The sequence below is a fragment of the Streptomyces pratensis genome, assembly GCF_037137275.1.
GTDB lineage: Bacteria > Actinomycetota > Actinomycetes > Streptomycetales > Streptomycetaceae > Streptomyces > Streptomyces pratensis_B.
The window spans coordinates 1-799 of sequence record NZ_JBBBEN010000010.1; the positions used below are offsets into that span (position 1 = coordinate 1).

General features: G+C 69.6%; 2 protein-coding genes. Both read left to right on the forward strand.

The window, feature by feature from the left end; genetic code table 11:
- Positions 1-382, forward strand: a 382-nt coding sequence (locus V9U70_RS00055; protein ID WP_336672314.1) for an oligopeptide/dipeptide ABC transporter ATP-binding protein, incomplete at its 5' end; no start/stop codon positions are given.
- Positions 375-799 (forward strand): ATP-binding cassette domain-containing protein (locus V9U70_RS00060; RefSeq protein WP_336672315.1); only part of this gene is annotated, 425 nt, incomplete at its 3' end. The genes V9U70_RS00055 and V9U70_RS00060, both read left to right, overlap by 8 nt.

Below are 799 nucleotides of genomic sequence, written 5' to 3' on the forward strand. Positions count from 1 at the left end.
GGGTCTGATCCTGATCACCCACGACCTGGGCGTGGTCGCCGACGTCGCGGACAAGATCGCCGTGATGTACGCGGGCCGGATCGTCGAGACCGCCCCGGTCGGCGAGCTGTACAGCCGCCCGGCCCACCCGTACACGCGGGGGCTGCTGGACTCGATCCCGCGCCTGGACCAGAAGGGCGAGGAGCTCTACGCGATCAAGGGCCTGCCCCCCAACCTCACCCGCATCCCCGAAGGCTGCGCCTTCAGCCCGCGCTGCCCCCGGGCCCGGGACATCTGCCGTACGGACGTTCCGCCGCTCGCTCCGGTGACCGAGCAGGACGGCCTTGAGCTGGTCGGCCGCGGCAGCGCGTGCCACTTCTGGAAGGAGACGATCCATGGCTGAGCTCAAGAAGGAGCCCCTGGACGCCACCCCGAACGTCTCCGACGCGAAGGCCTCGGACCCGGCGGTCGAGGCGGAGGCCGTGACCGCCCTCGACAGGCCGGCGGGCAAGGGCGAGCCGATCCTCCAGGTGCGCAACCTGGTCAAGCACTTCCCGCTGACCCAGGGCGTCCTCTTCAAGAAGCAGATCGGCGCGGTCAAGGCCGTCGACGGGATCTCCTTCGACCTGTACGCCGGTGAGACCCTCGGCATCGTCGGGGAGTCGGGCTGTGGCAAGTCCACGGTCGCACGGCTCCTGATGACGCTGGAGCGGGCCACCGCCGGCGAGGTGTTCTACAAGGGCCAGGACATCACCAAGCTGTCCGGGCGGGCGTTGAAGGCGGTGCGCCGCAACATCCAGATGGTGTTCCAGGACCCGTA